At 37.2% G+C, this 24,341-nt stretch carries 24 protein-coding genes and 1 pseudogene; 17 read left to right on the top strand and 8 right to left on the bottom strand.

Going from position 1 to position 24,341, the window contains the following annotated elements; genetic code table 11:
* Positions 1–11: 11 nt before the first annotated feature.
* Together AAIE21_RS24040 and AAIE21_RS24045 are read left to right on the top strand one after the other, a co-directional pair.
* Entirely contained in the window at positions 12–311 is a 300-nt protein-coding gene (locus AAIE21_RS24040; RefSeq protein WP_343269078.1) for a hypothetical protein, read from the top strand.
* 13 nt (positions 312–324) lie between these two features.
* Entirely contained in the window at positions 325–510 is a 186-nt protein-coding gene (locus AAIE21_RS24045) for a hypothetical protein (protein WP_343269109.1), read from the top strand.
* A 94-nt stretch (positions 511–604) separates the two neighbouring features.
* Here the strand turns inward: AAIE21_RS24045 and AAIE21_RS24050 are convergent, their stop codons facing one another.
* Positions 605–1,189: an SCO family protein gene (locus AAIE21_RS24050; RefSeq protein ID WP_343269079.1), complete on the bottom strand. Its 585-nt coding sequence runs from the start codon at positions 1,187–1,189 to the stop codon at positions 605–607.
* A gap of 156 nt (positions 1,190–1,345) precedes the next feature.
* On the opposite strand from AAIE21_RS24050, the gene AAIE21_RS24055 reads away from it, so the two are divergent.
* From AAIE21_RS24055 to addA, 13 genes and pseudogenes are all read left to right on the top strand, one after another.
* Positions 1,346–2,608: a M48 family metallopeptidase gene (locus AAIE21_RS24055; RefSeq protein WP_343269080.1), complete on the top strand. Its 1,263-nt coding sequence runs from the start codon at positions 1,346–1,348 to the stop codon at positions 2,606–2,608.
* A gap of 150 nt (positions 2,609–2,758) precedes the next feature.
* Positions 2,759–3,100, top strand: a pseudogene (locus AAIE21_RS24060) (hypothetical protein); the annotation flags it as partial.
* 352 nt (positions 3,101–3,452) lie between these two features.
* On the top strand, positions 3,453–4,355 hold the full coding sequence (locus tag AAIE21_RS24065) for a DMT family transporter (RefSeq protein WP_343269110.1): 903 nt from the start codon (positions 3,453–3,455) through the stop codon (positions 4,353–4,355).
* A 200-nt stretch (positions 4,356–4,555) separates the two neighbouring features.
* Positions 4,556–5,218, top strand: a complete 663-nt coding sequence (locus tag AAIE21_RS24070) for an S-layer homology domain-containing protein (protein ID WP_343269081.1) — start codon at positions 4,556–4,558, stop codon at positions 5,216–5,218.
* Between the two features lie 318 nt (positions 5,219–5,536).
* Positions 5,537–6,196 (top strand): S-layer homology domain-containing protein, encoded by a 660-nt coding sequence (locus tag AAIE21_RS24075; protein ID WP_343269082.1) that lies wholly within the window; start codon positions 5,537–5,539, stop codon positions 6,194–6,196.
* Between the two features lie 199 nt (positions 6,197–6,395).
* Positions 6,396–7,985, top strand: coding sequence for a malate synthase A (gene aceB, locus AAIE21_RS24080; protein ID WP_343269083.1), 1,590 nt, complete (start codon positions 6,396–6,398; stop codon positions 7,983–7,985).
* A gap of 22 nt (positions 7,986–8,007) precedes the next feature.
* Positions 8,008–9,285 carry an isocitrate lyase gene (gene aceA, locus AAIE21_RS24085; protein ID WP_343269084.1) on the top strand — a complete coding sequence of 426 codons (1,278 nt, stop codon included), beginning with the start codon at positions 8,008–8,010 and terminating at the stop codon, positions 9,283–9,285.
* A 434-nt stretch (positions 9,286–9,719) separates the two neighbouring features.
* Positions 9,720–9,923 (top strand): cold-shock protein, encoded by a 204-nt coding sequence (locus AAIE21_RS24090; RefSeq protein ID WP_003195857.1) that lies wholly within the window; start codon positions 9,720–9,722, stop codon positions 9,921–9,923.
* A 312-nt stretch (positions 9,924–10,235) separates the two neighbouring features.
* Positions 10,236–10,817, top strand: a complete 582-nt coding sequence (locus tag AAIE21_RS24095) for a competence protein ComK (RefSeq protein ID WP_343269085.1) — start codon at positions 10,236–10,238, stop codon at positions 10,815–10,817.
* 412 nt (positions 10,818–11,229) lie between these two features.
* Positions 11,230–11,823 (top strand): TVP38/TMEM64 family protein, encoded by a 594-nt coding sequence (locus AAIE21_RS24100; protein WP_343269086.1) that lies wholly within the window; start codon positions 11,230–11,232, stop codon positions 11,821–11,823.
* 57 nt (positions 11,824–11,880) lie between these two features.
* Positions 11,881–12,447 carry a signal peptidase I gene (gene lepB, locus AAIE21_RS24105; RefSeq protein ID WP_343269087.1) on the top strand — a complete coding sequence of 189 codons (567 nt, stop codon included), beginning with the start codon at positions 11,881–11,883 and terminating at the stop codon, positions 12,445–12,447.
* A gap of 424 nt (positions 12,448–12,871) precedes the next feature.
* Positions 12,872–16,387: a helicase-exonuclease AddAB subunit AddB gene (gene addB, locus AAIE21_RS24110; protein ID WP_343269088.1), complete on the top strand. Its 3,516-nt coding sequence runs from the start codon at positions 12,872–12,874 to the stop codon at positions 16,385–16,387.
* Positions 16,384–20,118: a helicase-exonuclease AddAB subunit AddA gene (addA, locus tag AAIE21_RS24115; protein WP_343269089.1), complete on the top strand. Its 3,735-nt coding sequence runs from the start codon at positions 16,384–16,386 to the stop codon at positions 20,116–20,118. Before addB ends, addA begins: the two co-directional genes overlap by 4 nt.
* A 270-nt stretch (positions 20,119–20,388) precedes the next feature.
* Here the strand turns inward: addA and gerPF are convergent, their stop codons facing one another.
* From gerPF to AAIE21_RS24150, 7 genes are all read right to left on the bottom strand, one after another.
* Positions 20,389–20,604 carry a spore germination protein GerPF gene (gene gerPF, locus AAIE21_RS24120; protein WP_336450941.1) on the bottom strand — a complete coding sequence of 72 codons (216 nt, stop codon included), beginning with the start codon at positions 20,602–20,604 and terminating at the stop codon, positions 20,389–20,391.
* A 45-nt stretch (positions 20,605–20,649) separates the two neighbouring features.
* Positions 20,650–21,036 (bottom strand): spore germination protein GerPE, encoded by a 387-nt coding sequence (locus AAIE21_RS24125; RefSeq protein ID WP_343269090.1) that lies wholly within the window; start codon positions 21,034–21,036, stop codon positions 20,650–20,652.
* 12 nt (positions 21,037–21,048) lie between these two features.
* Positions 21,049–21,243 (bottom strand): spore gernimation protein GerPD, encoded by a 195-nt coding sequence (locus tag AAIE21_RS24130; RefSeq protein WP_343269091.1) that lies wholly within the window; start codon positions 21,241–21,243, stop codon positions 21,049–21,051.
* 6 nt (positions 21,244–21,249) lie between these two features.
* Positions 21,250–21,864 carry a spore germination protein GerPC gene (gene gerPC / locus AAIE21_RS24135; RefSeq protein ID WP_343269092.1) on the bottom strand — a complete coding sequence of 205 codons (615 nt, stop codon included), beginning with the start codon at positions 21,862–21,864 and terminating at the stop codon, positions 21,250–21,252.
* A gap of 68 nt (positions 21,865–21,932) precedes the next feature.
* On the bottom strand, positions 21,933–22,139 hold the full coding sequence (locus tag AAIE21_RS24140) for a spore germination protein GerPB (RefSeq protein WP_336450945.1): 207 nt from the start codon (positions 22,137–22,139) through the stop codon (positions 21,933–21,935).
* Between the two features lie 16 nt (positions 22,140–22,155).
* Positions 22,156–22,377: a spore germination protein gene (locus AAIE21_RS24145; protein WP_017152880.1), complete on the bottom strand. Its 222-nt coding sequence runs from the start codon at positions 22,375–22,377 to the stop codon at positions 22,156–22,158.
* A 138-nt stretch (positions 22,378–22,515) separates the two neighbouring features.
* Positions 22,516–22,695, bottom strand: coding sequence for an aspartyl-phosphate phosphatase Spo0E family protein (locus AAIE21_RS24150; protein ID WP_343269093.1), 180 nt, complete (start codon positions 22,693–22,695; stop codon positions 22,516–22,518).
* A 245-nt stretch (positions 22,696–22,940) separates the two neighbouring features.
* Between AAIE21_RS24150 and AAIE21_RS24155 the strand changes: the two genes are divergently transcribed.
* On the top strand, positions 22,941–23,840 hold the full coding sequence (locus AAIE21_RS24155) for a fumarylacetoacetate hydrolase family protein (RefSeq protein WP_343269094.1): 900 nt from the start codon (positions 22,941–22,943) through the stop codon (positions 23,838–23,840).
* The gene (locus AAIE21_RS24160; RefSeq protein WP_343269095.1) at positions 23,812–24,315 is read left to right on the top strand and encodes an HXXEE domain-containing protein; all 504 of its coding nucleotides are present in this window, start codon (positions 23,812–23,814) and stop codon (positions 24,313–24,315) included. Before AAIE21_RS24155 ends, AAIE21_RS24160 begins: the two co-directional genes overlap by 29 nt.
* Positions 24,316–24,341: the final 26 nt, after the last annotated feature.

Here is a 24,341-nt window from a genome sequence, read left to right on the forward strand (position 1 = left end):
TATCTGATTCTATGAATGAAACGATACAATCAAATAAACTGTTTTATTTGATTATGGTGAGTTTAGTTGTTATTACGACAGTGAATGTAGGTTTTCGCTGGAATGAAGCATACTTTTTTATTTATTTAGCACTTCATCTTCTAGGGCTGCTGTGTATTGCGGGCGGAATTGTAGTTGAGAAAAGAAGTGAAGATGGAATTAATTATATATGTGTACTTGGTCTTATACTACTTTTAGCTGTACAAGGAATTATGAAATATAGCTCCATTTCTTTTCAAGATATTAATTTTTTCGTTAACATTTTTCAATAGAGGATGCTGATTGATATTGTCGAAAAAGCAAGTTGGATATGTTGTTGTTTTACTTGGATTTATTTTAATTATTGTAGGAAAAGTATATTTAGACCATTATGAATACGGGAAATATATAAGTGGTTTCGGCCTTGTTTGTTGGATCATGAGCGCGTTTCTGATTCCAACATATGAGCCGAAGAAACATGTAGAGAAATAATGTAGAAATAGTAGAATGGATATGATTAAATTTTGGTAGCATAGTTTTAATAGAATGATACGTGTAAAAAACCTCTTCGAATGAGAAGAGGTTTTTATAATGCATCTTTAATTTTCTCTAGCACTTTTTTACTATCAAATCCACGTTCCCCCATACCAAAAACTTCAATTAAACGATCATTTTCATCGAGTAAATAGGAGTTCGAAGTATGAATATAGAGTCCGCTTCCAGGGTCGCGGTACTGAAAGTTAAATGTATCTGCTAGTTGTTTCGTTTCATCTACATCACCACGAAGTAAGTGCCATCCTTTTGTTTTTTTCATTTCAAATGTATTGGAATAGGTAGTTAATATTTCCGTTGTATCGAACTTAGGATCAATGGTAATTGTAATAAATTCGATTTTTTTACCAAACAACTTATCCTTCTCTAATTCGTCTCGTATATGTTTCATTTTGTATGTAGTAACTGGGCAAATATCAGGGCATTTTGTGTATATAAATTCTACGAGTTTTAGTTTCTTCGGTAGTTGATCAAAAGATAGCGTTGTACCATTTACATCTTCCATAACGATTCCGCGTGGTATTTCAGCAGAAGCTTTACGATAATCTGTAAAATAGTAAACTCCAATTCCGATTACAATGATTAAACCTAATGTAAAAGTAATATAAATTTTTTTCATTTTTCCATCCCCTCCCAGTTTTATTTTATATGAAAAATCCGAGGTTTTTTTTTAGGGATTGAAGATTGAATGACAATTCCGATTATTAGCTTGTTCTATTTTAGGAGGAACGAACTTACAATAATAAGAGACAGGCAGCATAGAGGAGGTAGTGATGTGAAAAAGGTTATGAAGTGGTCACTTTTTTTGTACGTTGGTTTTGCGCTATTTATATATTGGTATTTATTCGGATGGAATCATGAGATTATTCCAGATATGTATAAAGGGACGAGTGCTGATCCACAAACATTTATGAACGCAAAAGAACTTACATTAAGTCAAGATTACTCGCGCGTGAAAAACTTACTCTTTTTTTTAGCGACACCTCTTGAATGGATTATTTTATTGTTTGTTCTTGTTTTAGGGGTGTCAAATCGTTTTGAAAAATGGTCAAAGGAAACAGCAAAAGTACGGGTAATTCAAGTCGCTATCTATCTTTTCTATCTATCATTGCTTACAACGGTTCTTGCATTACCGCTACAATGGCTGGGGCATCAAATCTCAATTGATTACGGCATTTCAACACAATCAACAGCAAGTTGGATCAAAGATCATGTCATTGATTTTTGGGTCAATTATATTATGATGTTTCTCATCGTTGCTGTTCTTTTATGGCTGATTCATAAATTTCCGAAGCGCTGGTGGTTAGCGGGCTGGGCTTTATCTGTGCCATTTACAATTTTTTTAACGTTTGTACAGCCTGTTTTAATTGATCCGTTATACAATGACTTTTCTACATTACAAAATAAAGACTTAGAGGAGAAGATTTTAGCAATTGCTGACAGAGCACATATTCCAGCTGAACATGTATATGAAGTGAATATGTCTGAGAAAACGAATGCGCTAAATGCATATGTAACGGGAATTGGCTCAAATTCCCGAATTGTATTATGGAATACAACGCTCCAGCAACTGAAAGATAAAGAGATTTTATTTATTATGGCTCATGAAATGGGACATTACGTTATGAAACATATATATTGGGGCGTGGCAAGTTATATTGTATTAACATTTATAGGGATGTATTTGATTTACCGTATTATAAACATGTGTGTACGGAAATGGGGAGACACATTACAAATTTCGAAAGTAGCATGTTTCTCCATTCTACCATTGTTTTTCCTGATTTCTTCCGTATTATCTTTTGCGGTGAGCCCGCTATCTAACTATGTATCTCGTATAGAAGAGCGAGCGGCTGATCAATATGCGTTAGATATGACGAAGGATGGAAAGTCTGGGGTAAAAACATTTCAATATTTATCAAAAACAGGATTAAGTCAAGTGAACCCGCCGGCGTTAGTGAAGTTTTTCTTATATACACATCCGCCGATTTTTGAGAGAATTCATGCGTTTGAGGAGTATGATAAGCAGAAGAAATGAGGAGCAGCGAGTGAGCTGCTTCTTTATTTATGTGAATATAGAATCAAAACCTTTCTTTTTGGATGGGAGAGAGGATCCGCTCATGCGTAGAAGCGGTCAGAGCCTTTTTTAGCCCCATGCCGTGTGAAAACAGAATGAGAAGACGAGTGTGGGACTAAGCTTCCTTATCATAAAATACAACCAAATGATGTGTGGGTGGATGCCTCTAATTCAAAACTCTATAACACATTACAACAAAAACCTGTAAATGGACGTTGGAAAAGCGCTGAAAACATGAATATTCCAGCATATGACTATGGTTTTGTGATCGACTATAATACTGAACGTACTCCAGGTAAAGGGAGTGCAATTTTCTTCCATGTATCTAATACATGGACTGCTGGATGTACTGATATATCTAAACAAAAGGTGATTGATATTTTAAAATGGCTCGATCCAGCTAAAAAACCAGTCATCATCCAAACTCCAGAGAGTGAATTGGTTAATTATTAAGATATATCAGATTACATACATATAAATAATACTAAAATAACACCACAACGCTATATGTGTCGTGGTGTTATTTTGTTTTACTCATTTTATCCCACTATTCGCAGGAAATAGGACCCGCTGGTTAAAGCTTCACTTTATTTAAGAATATGTTTCTTGCGCCAGCAGTTGAACTAATTTTAGGGAGCAGAATTGGTTAGCATTATGGATATTCAAGTATCTTTATATGTCTTTTTTTACATTTTATTCCTCGTAGTGTAAAATGAAAATTAAGAATATTAAGGGAAACAGAGCGGAGATGTATGTTTCAAATTAATGGGGGTTGTTTATATTGTTTCAAAAGAGCATGACAAATATGTTATTCCAAACAAAATCATTGCCAGCTATAAAAATGATCATATCGATGTCTATTTTTGGCTCCATCGGATTTTTTTCAGTGAAAACAAATTTACCATCATTTGAATTGGTATTTGTTCGCTGTATTTGTGCGACTATATTTTTAGCGTTATGCTGGCTTGCGACAGGGCAGTTTAAAGAAGAGAAGTGGAACAGAAAAGAAGTACTACAAATACTAGCTTGCGGCGTTTTTCTTGTTTTTAACTGGGTGTTTTTATTTAAAGCTTTTGAGGTCATGTCAGTGACGATTGCGATCTCTGTGTATCATCTTGCACCAATTATCGTATTAATGATTGGGAGTGTCGTGTTTAAAGAAAGATTAACAATGTTATCTATTATTTCGATTCTGATTTGTTTTGGTGGCACTGTGTTAGTCGCAGGTGTGGATGGGAGTGTCTCTATAGAGAAACTGATGTCTTCCGGGATGGTTTGGGCACTTCTTGCAGCGTTGTTTTATGCATTTACCACTTTATTGGGGAAAGGGATTAAACAAACAAGTGCATATGCGATGACATTTTTGCAAACTTTTTTAGGCATATTTCTATTATTACCATTTGTAGACTTTGGAGAATTTCAAGGTTTGACGCAAAGTAATTGGATTGCAATTATAGCAACAGGACTGATTCATACTGGTTTTGTTTATTATTTATTTTTTGATAGTTTACGAGATTTACCAACACGTTTAATTTCCATATTAGTCTTTTTAGATCCTGGAGTGGCTATTTTACTTGATACAGTATTTACAGGGTTTCGTCCAACTACAATGCAGATAGTAGGAATTATCCTTATTTTTGTTGGTATGGCATTTACTTTTCGGAAACCGAAAGCAGGAAAAAAAGGAGCAAATAGAGAAGCTTCCTAGTAAGAGGCTTACATACAATTCGAATTTCTAACATGGATAGAGAGCGAAACTGCTCTCCTTTAATCGTGAAGCTCACAATAATAGATGTTACAGATTGTTCGCTTTATCATATGGTTTGGAAGTGCATCATATGTAATATAGATAATCAGATTCAGTCTATTATTTTTCTATTTTAAAATAGAATTGAAGGAGAGAGAGCCATGAAGAAGAAAATATTTCGTGCAATGGCTGTAGTGGGGATTATGAGCAGTATGTTTGTAAGTGCAAATGCGATGTCTGTAAAAGCAGAAGAATATCCAGAGATGAAGGTATTTGAAGATGTCCCACAAAGTCACTGGGCATTTGATGCGATTTACGATTTATCCTATCACAACATTATTGAAGGATATGGAAATAAAAGGTTTGGTGTGGGGGATCCGGTGACACGTGAACAAGTAGCGGCCGTCATTTATCGTACGCTAAAAATAGAAAAGCAAGGTGCATTGAATAATCCATATAGAGACCTTCATACAAATTCAACAATGTTTTTAGAAGAAATTTTGGCATTAACAGAGCGTGGAATCCTTAAAGGGGATGAAAGTGGTAACTTCAGGCCAAAAGCATCATTAACTCGTGCAGAAATGGCGCAAGTTCTTACGAGAGCATTTGAATTTGAGATAAAGCAAAAGCATACGTTTCGTGATGTACCGAAAAATTTCTGGGGGACAGATGCGATTAGTGCCCTGCAATCAAACAACGTTGTATTTGGAACAGGGAACGGGAAGTTTGAACCAGGAATGACTGTAACACGTGAACAATACGCACAGTTTTTATACAACGGAATTATTAATTATCATTTGAAGGAAGAACAAAGTGAAAAATAGAGTAGAAGAGAGTTCTCTTCGTTACTATAAAAAAGCACAATGATAGAATCGTTGTGCTTTTTGGTTTTTTAAAAGAATAACAGGATTTTAAGGTGTATTTTATATTTATAACGGATATTTTGTTGAAAACTGCCTGTTTTGTTGGTTTTTCATCAAAATAATCATTTTACATTAAATTTATTATCAATCTACTAAACAAAACATAAGGTGTAATATGATTCACAAAGTTGTCACTACTAATATAAAAAACTATATTGTGTCTGTTTTGTTAATTATTTATAGTAAAGTGAAAATACATATGCATAGGGGGGCAATTTTGTGAACAAAAAGTTTTTAAAAGTCGTAACATCATTAACAATTATGGGTGGCGTTTTGTTAAGTACAGATAGTGCTATTGCAAAGGCTGAAGAGAAGGTAGTCCAAAAAGCAGATCAAATCGTATTTAATGACGTTCCAATGGGACACTGGGCATACGATGCGATTTATGATCTAGCAAATGAAGGAATTATTAAAGGGTATGGAAATGGAAAATTTGGTTTGGGAGATAATGTAACGCGTGAACAAGTAGCTGCATTAATCTATCGTATTTTTGAGATAGAACCACAAGATGAATATGGTAATCCGTATGGAGATATTGATGAAAATTCAACAATGTTTCCAGAAGAAATTTTAGCTTTAACAGAGCTAGGAATTTTTCAAGGGGATGAAAATGGAAACTTTAGACCGAAAGCTACATTAACGCGTGCAGAGATGGCACAAGTTATTACGAATGCTTTTGAATTAGAAGTGAAAGCTCCACATAACTTTACTGATGTTCCAGCGGGCCATTGGGCAAATGATGCAATTAGCGCAGTACAATCAAATTACATTGCACAAGGGGTTGGAGAAAGGAAATTTTCCCCAAGTATGAAAGTAACGCGTGAACAATATGCGCAGTTTTTATACAATGCAATCATAAATGATCCTTCTGCAGAATAAGGAAAAGTGAATGTATAAAAAAAGGCAGGTGTTATATAACACCTGCCTTTTTATTGTATGAAAAAGTGAATAAAATCAATGTTTCACAAAAAATAAGTTAAATTTTCAAAAAACTCCTTCCTTTTCTGGAAATTTGTTATATAATATAAAACATAAAATCAAATCTGTTATAAAACAGTTTTAAAAAGGAGATGCTAATATGTCGACGCAAACTTCACGGGTTACATTCGCTCTAGAAGTATTACCGGCGTATGGAGAAATTTTGACACCGGAAGCGCTCACTTTTTTAAAAGAGCTGCATGAGAATTTTAATACACGCCGTAAAGACTTACTGCAAAAACGTGTGGAAAAGCAAAAAAGAATTGATGCAGGGGAGTTTCCAAGTTTTTTATCAGAAACAGCGCATGTACGTGCTGGAGATTGGACGATTGCCCCGCTCCCAAAAGATTTAGAAGATCGCCGGGTGGAGATTACAGGGCCAGTCGATCGAAAGATGGTCATTAATGCTTTAAATTCAGGTGCACATCTCTTTATGGCAGACTTTGAAGATTCGAACTCACCGACGTGGCACAATGCGATGGATGGACAGATTAATTTAAGAGATGCAGTGAGGGGAACGATTTCATATAAGAATCCTAACGGCAAGGAATATCGTTTAAATGATAAAACAGCTGTACTTATCGTTCGTCCACGCGGTTGGCATTTAGAAGAGAAACATGTGTTAGTTGCTGGGGAAAAGATGTCAGGTAGTCTTGTTGATTTTGGTTTGTACTTTTTCCATAATGCAAAAACATTATTAGAAAAAGGAAGCGGGCCATATTTTTACTTACCAAAAATGGAAAGCTATTTGGAAGCGAGATTGTGGAATGACGTTTTTATTTTTGCACAGAAATATATCGGGATTCCGAACGGGACGATTAAAGCAACTGTATTATTAGAAACCATCCACGCTTCTTTTGAAATGGATGAAATTTTATATGAGCTTCGTGACCACTCAGCAGGACTAAATTGCGGGCGTTGGGATTATATTTTTAGCTTCTTAAAGGCTTTTCGTAACCATAATGAATTTTTACTTCCAGACAGGGCGCAAGTTACGATGACAGCACCATTTATGCGCAACTATTCCTTAAAAGTAATTCAAACGTGCCATCGCCGGAATGCACCAGCAATTGGTGGAATGGCAGCGCAAATTCCGATTAAAAATAATCCGGAAGCAAATGAAGTTGCTTTTGAAAAAGTTCGTATGGATAAAGAACGGGAGGCTTTAGATGGACATGATGGGACTTGGGTTGCCCATCCGGGACTTGTACCGGTTGCAATGGAAGTGTTCGATCACATTATGAAAACGCCGAATCAAATTTTTAGAAAGCGGGAAGAGATTCATGTGACAGAAAAGGATTTGTTAGAAGTACCAGTGGGAACGATTACAGAAGAAGGACTTCGCACGAATATTAGCGTTGGTATTCAATATATTGCGTCGTGGTTGAGCGGCCGCGGGGCAGCACCAATTTATAATTTGATGGAAGATGCAGCAACGGCAGAAATCTCACGTGCGCAAGTATGGCAATGGATTCGTCATGAGGGCGGGAAGCTGAATGACGGTCGTAAAATTACATTTACATTAATGGAAGAATTAAAGGCTGAAGAGCTAGCGAAAATAGAACGAGAGATTGGTAAGGAACAATTTGAGAAGGGTAGATTTGTAGAAGCAACAAAATTGTTTACTGATTTAGTGCGTAATGATGAGTTTGAAACATTTTTAACATTACCGGGTTATGAGATTTTATAAAAAAGAAAAGGGGATGGAAGAGATGACAAACGAAAGAATACAAAAGTTACAAGAAAGCTGGGAGTTAGATGAACGTTGGAAAGGGGTAACGCGTCCTTATTCTGCTGAGGATGTCATTCGTCTTCGAGGATCGATTGATATTGAGCATACATTAGCACGTCGCGGGGCGGAGAAACTTTGGCAATCACTTCATACAGAAGATTACATTAATGCGCTTGGTGCGTTAACAGGAAACCAAGCGATGCAACAAGTAAAAGCAGGATTAAAAGCAATTTATTTAAGTGGTTGGCAAGTGGCAGCGGATGCCAATCTATCCGGGCACATGTATCCAGACCAAAGTTTATATCCAGCGAACAGTGTACCAGCTGTTGTAAAACGTATTAATCAAACATTGCAACGTGCGGATCAAATTCAGCACATGGAAGGCAGTGGTGATACAGATTATTTCGTTCCGATTGTTGCCGATGCTGAAGCGGGATTTGGCGGACAATTAAACGTGTTTGAATTAATGAAAGGTATGATTGAAGCGGGTGCATCAGGCGTGCACTTTGAAGATCAATTATCTTCAGAGAAAAAATGCGGACATTTAGGCGGAAAAGTATTACTACCAACGCAAACAGCGGTACGTAATTTAATTTCTGCGCGCTTAGCTGCGGATGTAATGGGGACGCCAACAATTATTGTAGCAAGAACGGATGCGGATGCGGCTGATTTAATTACGAGTGATATTGATCCAGTTGATCAAGAATTCATTACAGGAGAGAGAACGCCAGAAGGATTCTACCGAACAAAAGCAGGGCTTGATCAAGCGATTGCGCGCGGTTTAGCATATGCGCCGTATGCAGATCTTGTTTGGTGTGAAACATCTGAACCGAATTTAGAAGATGCGAAACGTTTTGCGGAAGCAATTCATGAGAAATATCCAGGGAAATTACTAGCGTATAACTGTTCGCCATCCTTTAACTGGAAACAAAAATTAGATGAAAAAACAATCGCAACCTTCCAAAAAGAAATTGCTTCATACGGATACAAATTCCAATTCGTAACACTTGCAGGATTCCATGCATTAAACTACGGCATGTTTGAATTAGCACGCGGTTATAAAGAACGCGGCATGGCAGCATATTCTGAACTGCAACAAGCAGAATTTGCAGCAGAAGAGCACGGCTATTCTGCAACGCGTCATCAACGCGAAGTCGGAACAGGCTATTTTGATGAAGTAGCACAAGTGATTACGGGCGGAACATCTTCCACAACGGCTCTGAAAGGGTCTACGGAAGAGGCGCAGTTTACGAAATAGGTGAAGAAGTGGGTGTCTTTTAGGGGCACCTGCTTTTTTAGGTGGAAGAGGGCATCCGGCCGTGCATAGAAGCGGTCAGATCCTTCTCCTGCCCCACGCCAAGTGCAAACAAACAGAGAAAACAAGTGCAGATGAATTTTTGTTCTGCGTAGTAGCGGATTATATGTCGAAAGATCAAAATGAATGTATATAGTGAGGAGTACCAAAAATTAGAAAATTAGATTTTCAAAAAATATTGTACATTCTATTTTAAGTATGCTATGATTATCTCAGTTGAATAACTAAATCAAGCAATCCATATATTATCAAGTGCTGAAAACGAACGAGAAAAAGTATGTGAGAACTGTTTTATGTTTCGTATTTGATAATGTGTGGATTCTTTTTTTACGTATGAAGACTAAAAAAAATGTATATTTTCTTAGGAGGAAATAATTATGACAGTAACAGGACAAGTAAAATGGTTTAACAACGAAAAAGGTTTCGGTTTCATCGAAGTTCCAGGCGGCAACGATGTATTCGTTCACTTCTCTGCAATCACAACTGAAGGTTTCAAATCTTTAGAAGAAGGCGAAAAAGTTAGCTTCGAAATCGAAGATGGCAACCGCGGACCTCAAGCTAAAAACGTTGTAAAACTATAATTTTATAGTACGTGATAAAAAAGGATGGCTTATGCCATCCTTTTTTTGTGCGCTTAGGGTTGTTTTACTATGTTACAAATATTTCAAAAAGAAAAGATTGTATTTTTCTACAGCATTACATCTTTTTAAGTTAAGAGAATAAGTGGATTTTATGCGGATATTTATATGAAGAAATATGATAGGTTTTTAAAGTTTTATAAGAAAATGTAAAATATTTGAAAATATGAACAATTCCGGTCTTTAAATGGTACAATTATCCATGCAGCTGCTATTATGAATTGTAAGAAAAAATAATGAAGGAGCGAGTGTAGGATGGGTGAACAAGTAGAACGCTATGTCGAAAACTATGTCGTAAATAAGAAAACTATGGCCTTACTTCCAATTATTTTAAGTGAAAAACGTATTGTAACACGAGTGGTTGAAGTCGAAGACTCTTTTTTTATGTATCAAAAACCTCTTGATATTGTAGAACAAAGTTGTCGCAAGCACGGATCTAGTTTTTTAGGTAGAAAAGACGGCACAAAAGAATTGACACGTATCACGCACAAAGCACCCATTGCAATTAGTCCGACAGATCAGCTTTACTTTTTTCCTACGTATTCTTATTCTAGAAAGGAATGTGCATGGTTGTCGCACTTTCATATTGCAAATAATAAAGAACTAGCAGATGGTAACTTAATCATTCGATTCATTAATGGTCTCGCAGTGAAATTAGAAATATCAAAGAGCAGTTTTGAGAATCAACAAAACCGAACCGCAAAACTTCGGACAGAGTATGAGGATCGGAAAAATAAGCAAGGTAGGCTTCAGTTTAAGCAAGTTGATAAAGATGATGAATCTACACTCAAGCCTGCTTATGAAAAAGCGTATCTTGTGAAAGAAGAAGACATCTAATAAGAAAAAGGGTGGATAATCCATCCTTTTTTTATTTCTCAATATATAAATACGGATTGGAAGACCAATATAAAACCTTTCCTTTTGGGTGGGAAAGAGGATCCGCTCATGTACAGAAGTGGTCAGAGCCTTTTTTAGCCCCATGCCATGTAAAAACAGAAGGAGATAATGAGTGAAAGTCTCTTTCTGTTCTTCAGAGCCACAATTTATATGTTTGAAAATCAAAGTGGATTTATATATGTAAAATCGTGTCAAATATTGTTAGATTATCATACAATAATAATAAAGGATTTTTACATAAAAATATGGAACTTTAATAAATACATCTCCATATGTCGTATCTACCATTTCCTCTTTCCAATAAGCAATGATAAAGTAGGGGTAGGAATATAGCAAAGGGGTAAATTGTAGAATGGATTTTCAAACAATCAAAGAATACTTTTCAGAAGAAAATATGGAGCAAATTGTAACAAGTTATCGAGCATTTGGACCGCTCCTCGGTATTGGTTTGCCGATGATAGAGGCGATTATCCCGGCACTGCCACTTATTTTATTTGTGATGGCGAATGCAGTTGCTTTCGGGTTATGGCTTGGATTTTTGTATTCGTGGCTTGGGTCGGTTCTTGGTGCATTAATTGTATTTTCGGTTATTCGTCGGTTTGGACGAGGGCGGTTCTTCTCGTTTGTGAATAAACATCCGAAAGTGCGCAAAGCGATGGGATGGATTGAACGAAAAGGATTCGCACCTATTTTTATCTTATTTTGTTTTCCTTTTACGCCGTCTGCACTTATTAATGTTGTGGCGGGCTTATCACGTATTAGCAGAAGACAATTTGTGTTAGCACTAGCGCTTGGAAAGTTAGTCATGATTTTTATTTTAAGTTATATTGGGCATGATTTAACTTCTTTTATTTATAAGCCTGTGAAAACAATTATTGTGATAGGTGTTATTTTTATTTTATGGTATGTCGGTAAGAAGATTGAAGTAAAGCTAGAACTACATTAAGACTATTCTTCACTGTAAGTAAGGCTCCATTATAGAAAAGGGTGAGGGGAGAGGCAGATGAAGCGAGCTTTGAAAAAAGAAGGTCTAGAATGGATGAGGACAATCCTTATAGGCGTGCTATTAGCTGTTTTTTTTCGAACGTTTTTCTTCTCAACGTATGTTGTAGAGGGGAAGTCAATGATGCCGACACTTCAAGATGGAAATATGCTCGTTGTGAATAAGGTTAGTTATCAAGTTGGAGATTTGAACAGATTTGATGTTGTCGTGTTTCATGCGAATAAAAAAGAAGACTATGTAAAGCGAATTATTGGTTTACCGGGTGACCAGATTGAATATAAACATGACAAATTGTATATAAACGGTCAATTTATTGATGAGCCTTATTTGGAAACATATAAGAGAGAAGCGGAAGGCCGGCAGTTGACAGGTGATTTTACGTTAGAAGAATTAACGAGAGAAAAGGCTGTTCCAAGGGGATATATTTTTGTGATTGGTGATAATCGTCTCGGTAGCTGGGATAGCCGGCATTTTGGCTTTGTGAAAGCAGATACTGTTGTCGGGAAAGTGGACTTACGTTATTGGCCGATTAATGAAGTGCAAACGAACTTTTCAAAGGGAAAATAAGGGGGAAAAGACAAACAAAACAATTTTTGTTTGTCTTTTTGTTGTGGAGGGAAAAGATAAATGAAATTTTACCCCGCATTAACGGGCAGTAAGATCCCCTCCTCAATATTCAGAGAGAAACGAGGGCGATAGGTAGGAGAACAACTGCTCGTAAATGCCCGATTGGTGAAGGTTAATAATCAGTGGGGAATGAAGAAAATCCCACTGATTAAAGTTTCACTTTATCGGGGCAAATTCAAATATATCGACCGTTTCTCAACATATGTCGGCGATTTTTCAATATATCAACGTTTCGACAAGGAATATCGACCATCCAGCAAAAAACGACAAAAAACAGGAGCCAGCAGGATCCTATTTTTTTGTGTTATAATACAAGGATGATATCAAACTAATGTTCGTTATGTCAGTGAAAGGTGGGGATTACATGTCGCTTCGATTTGTGATTGGACGAGCTGGAAGTGGAAAAAGTACATTTTGTTTACACGAAGTACAAGAAGAGTTAAAACAGCGTCCAAGAGGCGAAACCATTTTATATCTTGTCCCGGAACAAATGACGTTCCAAACGCAACAAGCATTAATAGGGAATGAAGAAGTTAGTGGCTCTATCAGGGCGCAAGTATTTAGTTTTTCAAGGTTAGCATGGAAGGTTCTGCAAGAAGTTGGTGGCATGGGCCGTCTTCATATTGATGAGGCGGGCGTACATATGCTACTGCGCAAAATTGTAGAATCGCGTAAAGAAGGATTGTATGTGTTTCAAAAAGCAGCAGAACAAAATGGCTTTTTTGAACATTTAGGCGGCATGATTGCCGAGTTTAAACGTTACAATGTCACACCATCGAATGTATATGAGATGTGGCAACAGTTAGATGCTCATAGCAAAGGCGATGAGCAAAAGTTATTAGCAAATAAAATGTACGACCTTCAGCTTTTATATGATGATTTTGAACGTGCTTTAATTGGTAAATATTTAGATTCAGAAGATTACCTGCAGTTGCTTGTAGAAAAGCTTCCGCAGTCTGACTATGTAAAAGGTGCGGAAATTTATATAGATGGGTTTCATTCGTTTTCACCGCAGGAATTAGAGATTATAAGGCAGCTTATGATTTGCGGAGCAAGAATAACAGTTACGTTAACAGTAGATGAAAAAACGTTAGCGCAACCAGTAAGTGAACTAGATTTGTTTTATCAAACGGTACTTACGTATGAAAAGGTAAAACAATTAGCGCGTGAGGAAAAAGTTGCGGTGGAAAGTACGATTTCGATGAGAGAACAGCCACGTTTTCTTTCACCGGCACTAGCTCATTTAGAGGCTGAGTTTGAAACTCGCCCGTCTAAGAAGTTTCAAAGTGAACCAGATATTACATTATATACAGCGGCAAACTTGCGAGCGGAAGCTGAAGGAGTGGCCCGTGAAATTCGTAGACTTGTTGCGGAAGAGGAGTATCGCTACAGAGATATTACGGTTCTTCTTCGCAATGGAGAAAGTTATTATGATGTCATGAAAACGTTGTTTACTGATTATGATATTCCGCACTTTATTGATGAGAAGCGTCCGATGTCACATCATCCACTTATTGAATGCATTCGTTCTGCGCTAGAAGTCATTAGTGGGAATTGGCGTTATGATGCGATTTTTCGCTGCGTAAAAACGGAACTGTTATACCCGCTAGATGTGAGAAAAGAAGTAATGCGTGAAGAAATGGATGAGTTTGAAAATTACTGTCTAGCATATGGCGTACAAGGAAAGAGATGGACGGCAGATGAACCGTGGACGTATCGTCGTTATCGTTCGCTAGACGGAGTAAATGGAATGCAAACAGATAGCGAACGTGAAATGGAAGAGAAAATAAATCGCCTTCGTGACGTGGTAAGAACACCAATTATTCGTCTGCAAAAGCGTTTAAAACGTGCGAATTCGGTAGTGCAAATGTGTGAAACGGTATATTTATTTTTAGAAGAAATGGATGTTCCGAAGAAATTAGAAGATTTACGTATGCGTGCAGAGGCAGAAGGGAATTTCCTATTTGCGAGTGATCATGATCAAGTATGGGAAGAAGTCATGAATCTTCTCGATACATTTGTGGAAATGCTTGGCGAAGAAAAGATGTCTCGTGCAATGTTTATCGATGTAATGACAACTGGACTTGAGGCACTTCAATTTGCCAATATCCCGCCTTCTTTAGATCAAGTACTCATTGCAAATATTGATCGCTCTCGCTTATCAGATATTCGCGTTGCTTTTGTAATTGGTGCGAATGAAGGGATTATTCCAGCAGCCCCTTCAGATGAAGGGATGTTATCAGATGAAGAGAGGGAACTTCTCGCCACAGCTGGTGTAGAATTAGCGCCAACAACAAGGCAGACTTTATTAGAAGAGCAATTTGTTATTTATCAAACAGTAACTCGTGCATCTGAGAAGTTATATATTTCTTGTCCACTTGCGGATGAAGAAGGGAAAACATTACTTTCATCTAGCTTTATTAAGAAAGTGAAAAGAATGTTTCCGTCTGTCAAAGAGGTATTCATAACGAATGATGTGAATGATTTGTCTCGTCAGGCGCAAATTTCGTATGTAGCAACGCCAGAGGTTACCTTGTCGTATGTAACGCAGCAATTACAAAACTGGAAACGATATGGTTTTGAAGGGAACCTTGATTTTTGGTGGGATGTGTATAACTTCTATGTGACCTCGCCTGAGTGGAAACAAAAAAGTACTCGCGTATTATCTAGTTTATTTTATCGGAACCGCGCGCAGAAACTTAGCCCCGTTGTAAGTAGAGAGCTATACGGAGATAAAATTAAAGGAAGCGTCTCTCGTATGGAACTATTTAATCGCTGCGCGTATGCTCATTTTGCGCAGCATGGATTATCGCTAAGAGAGCGTGATATTTTCAAATTAGATGCACCGGATATCGGCGAATTATTCCATGCGGCATTAAAGAAAATTGCAGATAAGTTACTCAGAGAAAATCGCACTTGGGCTGATTTATCGATAAAAGAGTGTGAGCATCTTTCTGCCTTAGTAATTGAAGAAATTGCACCGCTATTGCAAAGACAAATTTTATTAAGTTCAAATCGGAATCATTATTTAAAACAAAAACTGCAGCAAATCATTTTCCGTACATCACTTATCCTTCGTGAACATGCAAAGTCTAGTAGATTCGTGCCAGTTGATTTAGAGGTTCCATTTGGTATGGGCGGCACAGGTTCACTTCCGCCGATGGAGTTTACACTCGCAAACGGTGTGAAAATGGAAGTCGTTGGCCGCATCGATCGCGTAGATAAAGCAGAAGATGAAAACGGCACGTTCCTTCGCATTATTGATTATAAATCGAGTACAAAAGCTTTAGATTTAACGGAAGTGTATTACGGTTTAGCACTTCAAATGTTAACGTATTTAGATGTTGTTATTTCAAATGCGAATACGTGGATGAAAAAGGATCAGGCGGCACTGCCTGCTGGAGTCTTATATTTCCATATTCATAACCCAATTGTGGAGATGAAAGGCGACGCCTCGGAAGAAGAGATTGAAAAGGAAATTTTAAAGAAATTTAAAATGAAAGGTCTTGTGCTAGGAGATGCCGATGTTGTTCGTTTAATGGACAATAAGCTAAGTACGGGAAGTTCAGATATTATTTCTGCCGGTTTGAAAAAAGATGGTAGTTTTAGTGCGCGTTCTAGTATTGCAAGTGAGCAAGAATTTACAACCTTACAGCAATATGTGCATCATACATTTGAAACTATCGGAAAAGACATTACAGAAGGAGTCATTGATATCGCGCCGTATAAAATGGGGAATAAAGCAGCTTGTACATTCTGTAATTTCCGCTCTGTTTGTCAGTTTGATGAATCACTGGAAGATAACAAGTTCCGCACATTAAAAGATATGAAAGATAGTGAAGCGATGGAAAAAATGAGAGAGGAGGTTGGCGGCGAATGATAGAGAATTGGCCACAAAAGCCTGAAGGTAGTCAATGGACAGATGATCAATGGAAGGCTGTTGTCAGAGATGGCCGTGATATTTTAGTCGCGGCGGCAGCTGGGTCGGGAAAGACAGCTGTACTTGTAGAAAGAATAATTCGCAAAATTATTAATGCCGAGAATCCAGTAGATGTGGATCGTTTGCTTGTCGTAACATTTACAAATGCAGCAGCGCAAGAGATGAAGAACAGAATTGGTGAAGCGTTAGAAAAAGTATTAATTGATGAACCAGGATCACAGCACATTCGGAAACAGCTCAGTTTATTAAATAAAGCATCGATTTCAACCATTCACTCGTTCTGTTTACAAGTTATTCGAACGTATTATTATATGCTTGATGTCGATCCGCGTTTTCGCATTGCAAACCAGACAGAAAATGAATTATTAAAAGAAGAAGTATTAGATGACATTTTAGAAGAGGAATATGGAACAGAGGGAAATGATATTTTCTTTGAGCTCGTTGATCGCTATACGAGTGACCGAAGTGATGATGATTTGCAGCGTATGATTTTAGCGCTTCATACAGAATCGAGGGCACATCCAAATCCAGAGAACTGGTTGGATAAGCTTGTTGAAGCATATGATGTGGAAGGAAAGTCGATTGAAGATTTAGCGTATGCGTCTTATTTATTAGAAGATGTGAAATTTCAGCTAGAAACTGCTGAAAAGCATGTTCAAAAAGCAATTGAACTTGCTATGCTTCCAGACGGGCCAGCACCGCGTGTTGAAACGTTGCAGGCAGATCTTGTTTTACTTGGAACGCTATCTAGTGCAGCTCATCAGTCTTGGACAAGTGTATATGAAGCGATGCAAAATGTTTCCTGGCAAACGTTAAAGCGCATTAAGAAGAGTGACTATAATGAAGAGATTGTCAAACAAGTAGATTCACTTCGAAATAAAGCAAAAGATGAAGTGAAAAAACTACAAGAAGAATTATTTAGCAGGAAACCAGAAAGCTTTTTACGAGATTTTAAGGAGATGCACCCTGTACTAGAAAAGCTTGTCCAGATTGTAAAAGTATTTACGGAGCGCTTCCAAACGATCAAGCGCGATAAAGGAATGGTTGATTTCACCGATTTAGAGCATTTTTGCTTACAAATTTTAAGTGAACGTACAGAAAATAGTGAATTGCGACCATCACCAGTTGCAATGCAATATCGCAATAAATTTGCTGAAGTACTTGTCGATGAATATCAAGATACAAACTTTGTGCAAGAATCGATTATTAAGTTTGTAACGAAAGACTCTGAGCAAGAAGGTAATCTGTTCATGGTCGGCGACGTGAAGCAATCTATATATCGATTTCGATTAGCAGAGCCTGGCTTATTCTTAGGGAAATATAAACGTTTTACGCCTGAAGGAATAGACGGCGGTATGAAGATTGATTTAGCAAAAAACTTCCGTAGTCGTCATGAAGTGTTAGCGGGTACGAACTTTATTTTTAAACAAATTATGGGCGAAACTGTTGGGGAAATTGACTATGATGCTGACGCTGAACTAAAGTTAGGTGCAAGTTACCCAGAAGGGGAAGATGTAGCAGCCGAGCTGCTATGTATTCATCAGTCTGAGGGGGAAGAATCAGCAGAAGGAGAAGACGGTGTAGAAGTAGAAAAAGCGCAGCTTGAAGCACGCTTAATGGCGCAAAGAATTAAAGCGATGGTTGATTCAGGTTATGAAGTATATGATCGTAAAACAGATAGTATGCGCCCGGTAAAATATCGTGATTTTGTCATTTTACTTCGTTCGATGCCGTGGGCCCCTCAAATTATGGAAGAGTTAAAGTTGCAAGGTATTCCTGTTTACGCTGAGCTGGCGACAGGTTATTTTGAAGCGACAGAAGTGACCGTTATGATGAATGTGTTTCGGGTAATTGATAATCCGATGCAAGATATTCCGCTTGCGGCTGTACTTCGTTCCCCAATTGTTGGATTAAACGATGAGGAACTTGCGATGCTTCGTGCTCATGAAAAGAAAGGTTCGTTTTATGAAGTGTTGCGTTCCTTCTTACAAGGAGCACCGCTTGAGGAAGAGATAGAATTACACGGAAAACTACAATGGTTCTATAACCTTCTGCAAGGATGGCGTGAATTTGCACGTCAGCAGTCACTTTCTGATTTAATTTGGAAAGTATATCGTGAGACAGGCTATTATGACTTTGTTGGTGGTCTTCCGGCGGGAAAACAACGCCAAGCAAATTTACGTGTATTATACGACAGAGCAAGGCAGTATGAAGCAACATCTTTCCGCGGATTATTCCGTTTCCTTCGTTTTATTGAGCGTATTTTAGATCGCGGAGATGATATGGGAACAGCGAGAGCGCTTGGTGAACAAGAAGATGTTGTGCGAATTATGACGATTCATAAAAGTAAAGGGTTAGAGTTTCCAGTTGTATTTGTAGCGGGGCTTGGGCGCCGTTTTAATACACAAGATTTAATGAAGAGGTTCTTACTGCACAAAGATTTCGGTTTTGGATCGCAGTTTATTGATCCTCGTAAACGAATTAAATATACGACGTTATCACAATTAGCTATTAAGCGTAAAATGAAGATGGAATTGATTGCGGAAGAGATGCGCGTATTATATGTTGCTTTAACGCGTGCGAAAGAAAAATTGATTTTAATTGGTACAGTGAAAGACAAAGAGAAAGAAATTGAAAAGTGGCTTGATGCAAGGGAGCATACAGATTGGTTGTTACCAGATTACGTTCGTGCGGGAGCATCTTGTTACTTAGACTGGATTGCACCGTCACTATATAGACATCGTGATAGTGAGATGCTTCTTGAACTTGGACAAGGAAATATACCAAATGAAATTTATGAATACGGTGCGAGCTGGAAAGTGGAAGTCGTTGATGGTAGAACTTTGCTTGCACCTGAACCAGTGCAAGAAGAAAAGCAAGAATTGTTAGAAGCGCTTCGTGAGAAAAAGTCGGTTCCACTAGAAAGTGAACGAAAAGAAGAAGTGTATGCCCGTTTAACATGGGAATATGCGCATAAAGGTGCAACAGCGCACCGGGCGAAGCAGTCTGTTACGGAGATAAAGCGGAATTATCAATCGGAAGATGGAAGTGATAATACCTTTATTAAAAAACTTCGTTCTCCTATAAAAACGCGTCCTCGTTTTATGGAGAAAAAGGGATTAACCTATGCCGAACGAGGAACAGCTGTCCACGCCGTTATGCAGCATGTTAATTTACAAAAACCGATTACACCAGAAGTAATGCAAGAACAAATTGCGGAAATGGTAAATAAAGAATTACTGACATTTGAGCAAGCAGAAGAAATTGCGATTGATCGCATTGTAGCCTTTTTTGATACAGATCTTGGTAAGCGTGTGTTAGCTGCGAAAAGTGTAGAACGTGAAGTACCATTTACGATGATGCTTTCAGCAGAAGAGGCATATCAAGATTGGCAAGGTCAGACCAAAGAATCTGTACTTGTCCAAGGGGTTATTGATTGTATGATAGAAGAGGAAGATGGGATTGTATTAATTGATTTTAAAACAGATACAATTGAAGGACGTTTTCCAGGGGGATATGATCAAGCAAGACCTATTTTAGAAGAGCGTTATAAAGCACAGCTTTCGTTATACGCGAAAGCACTAGAGAAAAGCTTGCATCATCCTGTAAAAGAAAAATATTTATACTTCTTTGACGGAGGGTACATACTGCGTATAGAAGATAGTATGTGATGTAAAACAAATTTGGCTACAAGCTCAAATTTATATACATCTATTTTAGATTTCGATATATACGCCGCTCACGTGAAGAAGAAAAGGTGGCGCCCTCGTTTTTTATTTGGAACGGAGCAGGAAAAGGGTCTGACCGCTTCTATGCATGGCTGGATCCTCCCTCCCACCTAAAAAGAAAAGGGTTTATATCGGTTTTTTAACTTGCGAAAAGTGTACAAATAAGAAAATGAAACAAACGAAAAAAAGTAGGGGGCTTCCTCCTACTTTTTTTCATGCTGTTCCCGCCTGATTTTGATCCGCAACATCTGAATCGAATGTATTCGTTGCACTGACACCGTTAAATGTATTGACTACAAAACCAACATTGGATGCTCCTGAACCGTTATACGCCTTTGTATTTTCTTTTGGAGAGACATTATAGAAGTCACCTAAGTTAAAAGAGCCATTACTATTTTGAACAACGAGATTCCCAACGACAGAGGGCATGTGATTCACCTACCTAAGCACTTTTCTTTAACATTACTATATGATTTATTCGTTGAAAGGTTCATCTGTAATATACTGGCGGATTTGGTGAATGCGTGAATTATTAAATGCATAATCAACTGATCCAATTTGAAAGCAAGCGGAATTTAATAAGGTACGAACTGTAACATCACCTACTTCAATAAAGGGACATTCATTTATAATATTCATTTTGACATCCGTTGACCGGGTAGGGATTGTGATTTCATCATCTGTAAAGATTTTATAAGCTTCCAATTTCCCTTCACCTTTTAAATAGTAAGGAATTTCACGGTGTACAACAAGAGCTCGGCTTATTAATTCCATCTGATTTGCATCGCCAATTTGAAAAACCCCAGAAGCCCCCATAGAGACAATATTTGTCTGATGAACAACTGAAATGTGTCGAAGCATGGAGAGACCTCCTTAACTTGGCGTAGTAGGCACTTCCGTTACAAGTGGTACAAATGCACCTTCAATAAGAGATTCGAAAGGTGTATCGAGAATAGAAGAGAGAATTAAAAGGTTCGCATCACCAATTAAAAAAAGGGCAGATGAAGAAACCCCGTTCATTTTGATCTGCCCAACCTTTATTTCACGATTCACAACGGTAAAATTCATACATATTTACTCCTTTCGGAAGTTGCTAGGAATGTGTTGAATAAAGGAAAGGAATGCTTTATCGATATCTTGTTTCATAGCTTGAATAATTACTTCTTTCATATACTGAGGATTTGATGTAATGTCCTCATACGGCTGTACTTGTGATAAATAATAAGGGAGGCGATGTTCCATTTGTTTTTTTATATCGTCAATCATCATTTGTCGATACATATCATCAAGTGGTGTTCGCTCTTCATGTTCAAAATGAAGAATTCTGCTGTAGGCTTCTTCATCTAAATAGCGATGCATCTCTTGAATAATATCTTGATAAAAATCAGGGTTTGTTTGTGTTTCTGGATTTACTTTTAATGTTTCGGTATCTACTTGAAAATCTTCAATTTGTTGATCTGTCGTAGCGAATGGGTTTAAGCCGATATTTAATGTGCCATTTAAGTTCTCCACTTTTAGTTGATCGAATTTATATTCTACTTTTCCTATAGAAGAGGAGGGACGGCTTTTTAGTTCATCAAGCTCTTCTGTTAATGTCCGTACTTGTTCTTCTAATGCACGGATTGTTTCTTGCTGTTGTTGAAGAACTTGTTGAAATTGTTGTAGGTAAATGTATATATCTTGATTCACTATGTGAAACCTCCTTTTCAATAGGGAGGGTGTGTATACTTGCTCTATATGTTTATGATAAAAGTGGCTTAAGAAGAACTCATCATCGGTTTAATAGAAATAATTTGTCCTTTGGCTGTTAAGGGGCGAAGTGGCTCTGTAAATCCCCCGGTATTGGAAAGCTTAGATAATGCTTTAATGCTACCGGCAGTTCCAATTTGAAAAACGGAAGATGTTGTAATACTTTCAATTTTGATGTTGTTAATGATAATACTTTGCTGTACATAAAAGTTCACTTTTGATTCGCCTCCTTTAGGTTGATCCAATTATAGCTTGATCGATGACGTCTGTATCATTAACTGTCGTCGTATTTTGATAATTGTATACCGAAACATTTTCACCTACATTAAAAGAACCAGCTCCTGCAAAAGCACGAGAATAACTAATTGGTCTGATTGCAAATACATCTCCAATATGAAAAATACCACTTGATCCAATATTAACAATATGAATATGTCCAACCATTGCTGGCATAGCAAACACCTTTCATAAATGAAATTTTTTATTGCGGGTATCATGTATGTTCAATATGAAAAATAAATATTCTTTTCTATTATTGTATGGGCGTTTTCATTAAAATGTGTTTTTTATTTAAAATAAAAGACACACACTTCAGTGTGTGTGTTTGTCTATCGTATAAGTTGGGGCTAAACCTTCTTGCAAAAGCCAAACCACATTTAAGAGCCTGTCCAGTTCTTGGCTACAATTCACTGTTTTTTGAGAAGTTATTCCATAGCGCTCAGCAAAATACATCATTTTTTCACGTTTTTTTTCAATCGCTTGCTCAAACATAGAATAATCGGCTCCATCTCTTTATAAATTTTTATGTATATATGTAGTACATATTATACAAAAATTCCATAAAAAAGAAATACATTCGATAAAAAAAGTAAAAATTCTACATTTTATTCCAAAATAGTATTTGACGTTGTAAAAGATAAAGAATTTTGTAAAAATTAAAATGGATTGGCAGGGTTTTTTTGAAGGAATGCGAATACAATTACAGTGTATGAGTTTTAGGATGGAGAGTGGAAATAGTGCGATTTGTGACGGTGAAGAAGGAAGAAAAAGTATTTGTTGGTATTGTGGATGAGCACGAAGAAACGGTGCTGCATATGAGAGAAGCACAAAGGCAAAAAGGCGAAAAAATTACAGTTCCTATTACAATGTTAGAGTGTATCGAACAAGGAAATGCCTTTATTGAAAAAGCAAAAGAAATTGTAAATTGGGCAAAAGAGAATGAAACAACGGCATATTATCCCCTGCAAGACGTTAAAATATTAGCACCTATTCCAAGGCCGAGAAAGAATATTCTTTGCGTCGGAAAAAATTATCGTGATCATGCGATAGAAATGAGCGGGGAGGAATCGGTTCCGAAAGATATCATGATTTTTACAAAGGCGCCAACGACAGTTATTGGGAATGGAGAAAAGATCCATAGTCATCCGCATGCAACGAATGAACTAGATTATGAAGGTGAGCTCGCAATTGTAATTGGAAAACGTGGAAAACAAATTGCGAAAGAGAAGGCGCTTGAATATGTTTTCGGCTATACGATTGTAAATGACGTAACGGCTCGAGATATTCAAAGAAAACATAAACAATTTTTCTTAGGAAAAAGTTTTGATACATTTTGTCCAATGGGCCCATATTTAGTTCATAAGACGGGAATTGAAAATCCCAACAAATTAAACATTGAAACAAAAGTGAACGGGGAAGTTCGTCAAACTTCAAATACTGCAAATATGATGTTTTTGGTAGAAGATATTATTTCTATCGTAAGTAAAGGGATGACGTTAGAGCCTGGGGACATAATCGCGACTGGAACACCAGCTGGAGTTGGAAAAGGATTTACTCCGCCAAAGTTTTTACATGCTGGTGATGAAGTGACAATTAAGGTACAACATATTGGAACACTTCAAAACGAAGTTAAATAGTAGTTTCTCTATTTGGCTCATCCCTATATTATTTGCGTTTCATAATGCTGAGGAATATTATTTCTTTCCTGAAATGAAATATTTACAGCCGATTCGTATGGAAGAGAATGTGGGACAAAAACAATATTTTTTCATGGCGTTATGTATATTAACAACTATTGTTTTTCTTCTTGTATGTATTCATTCTATATGTAAAAAGAAAGTCACACTTTATATATTACTTGTTATGCAAGCAATGATTTTTATGAATGGATGGTTTCATGTAGCCGGGGCGATTGTAATAGAAAGATACGTTCCAGGATTGATAACAGCGTTGGTATTGATTATACCGTTTTCATTGTTTTGGTTTCGGGAAGGGATAAGAAGTGATTGGTGGAAATTGAAACATGTGATTGTCTCCTGCGTAGTAGGTGTATTGCTTCTACTTCCGGTTATCGTTGGTATATTACTTTTCTCAAAAGTGATTGTTTCATAAAACAAGCTGCCTTTTACGAGGCAGCT

The sequence above is a fragment of the Paenibacillus sp. 102 genome (assembly GCF_039549175.1).
Classification (GTDB): domain Bacteria; phylum Bacillota; class Bacilli; order Bacillales; family Bacillaceae_G; genus Bacillus_A.

Excerpts from the sequence above, each read along its gene's own strand:
- AAIE21_RS24090 (WP_003195857.1), top strand. The coding sequence starts at position 9,720 with ATGACAGTAACAGGACAAGTAAAATGGTTTAACAACGAAAAAGGTTTC.
- AAIE21_RS24125 (WP_343269090.1), bottom strand. The coding sequence starts at position 21,036 with ATGCTTCGACACATTTCAGTTGTTCATCAGACAAATATTGTCTCTATG.
- AAIE21_RS24065 (WP_343269110.1), top strand. The coding sequence starts at position 3,453 with ATGTTATTCCAAACAAAATCATTGCCAGCTATAAAAATGATCATATCG.
- aceA (WP_343269084.1), top strand. The coding sequence starts at position 8,008 with ATGACAAACGAAAGAATACAAAAGTTACAAGAAAGCTGGGAGTTAGAT.
- AAIE21_RS24070 (WP_343269081.1), top strand. The coding sequence starts at position 4,556 with ATGAAGAAGAAAATATTTCGTGCAATGGCTGTAGTGGGGATTATGAGC.
- AAIE21_RS24130 (WP_343269091.1), bottom strand. The coding sequence starts at position 21,243 with ATGAATTTTACCGTTGTGAATCGTGAAATAAAGGTTGGGCAGATCAAA.
- gerPF (WP_336450941.1), bottom strand. The coding sequence starts at position 20,604 with ATGCCCTCTGTCGTTGGGAATCTCGTTGTTCAAAATAGTAATGGCTCT.
- addB (WP_343269088.1), top strand. The coding sequence starts at position 12,872 with ATGTCGCTTCGATTTGTGATTGGACGAGCTGGAAGTGGAAAAAGTACA.
- lepB (WP_343269087.1), top strand. The coding sequence starts at position 11,881 with ATGAAGCGAGCTTTGAAAAAAGAAGGTCTAGAATGGATGAGGACAATC.
- AAIE21_RS24040 (WP_343269078.1), top strand. The coding sequence starts at position 12 with ATGAATGAAACGATACAATCAAATAAACTGTTTTATTTGATTATGGTG.
- AAIE21_RS24095 (WP_343269085.1), top strand. The coding sequence starts at position 10,236 with ATGGGTGAACAAGTAGAACGCTATGTCGAAAACTATGTCGTAAATAAG.
- AAIE21_RS24100 (WP_343269086.1), top strand. The coding sequence starts at position 11,230 with ATGGATTTTCAAACAATCAAAGAATACTTTTCAGAAGAAAATATGGAG.
- AAIE21_RS24050 (WP_343269079.1), bottom strand. The coding sequence starts at position 1,189 with ATGAAAAAAATTTATATTACTTTTACATTAGGTTTAATCATTGTAATC.
- aceB (WP_343269083.1), top strand. The coding sequence starts at position 6,396 with ATGTCGACGCAAACTTCACGGGTTACATTCGCTCTAGAAGTATTACCG.
- AAIE21_RS24150 (WP_343269093.1), bottom strand. The coding sequence starts at position 22,695 with ATGTTTGAGCAAGCGATTGAAAAAAAACGTGAAAAAATGATGTATTTT.
- addA (WP_343269089.1), top strand. The coding sequence starts at position 16,384 with ATGATAGAGAATTGGCCACAAAAGCCTGAAGGTAGTCAATGGACAGAT.
- AAIE21_RS24145 (WP_017152880.1), bottom strand. The coding sequence starts at position 22,377 with ATGCCAGCAATGGTTGGACATATTCATATTGTTAATATTGGATCAAGT.